Consider the following 278-nt stretch of genomic DNA (forward strand, 5'->3'; position numbering starts at 1 on the left):
GGCAATACAAGCGATGTTCCCAGCATTGAGGATTTGATATGAGAAGGCATATCGTCTGCTCCCTCATAGTCATGCTCATAATTTCCGTTATCGGGAACGGCGCGGAGGAAAAAACGCTCCATGTCGTGGCGTACGGTGGGATCGCAGTTCTCATTAAGTGTCAGAGAGGCGGAGGTATGTTGCAGCAACAGATGCAGTAAGCCGATGTTAACGCGCGGCATATCAGCCAGCTGATTCAGAATTTCATCCGTTACCAGATGAAACCCACGAGATTTGGC

Annotated in this window: 1 protein-coding gene; it reads right to left on the reverse strand. The window is 49.6% G+C overall.

Going from position 1 to position 278, the window contains the following annotated elements; all coding sequences use genetic code 11:
- Window positions 1-278, reverse strand: a 278-nt coding sequence (locus QP437_RS10015) for a secondary thiamine-phosphate synthase enzyme YjbQ (RefSeq protein ID WP_285267732.1), incomplete at both ends; no start/stop codon positions are given.

This window comes from Haemophilus sp. UMB1048 (assembly GCF_030218125.1).
GTDB lineage: Bacteria > Pseudomonadota > Gammaproteobacteria > Enterobacterales > Pasteurellaceae > Haemophilus_D.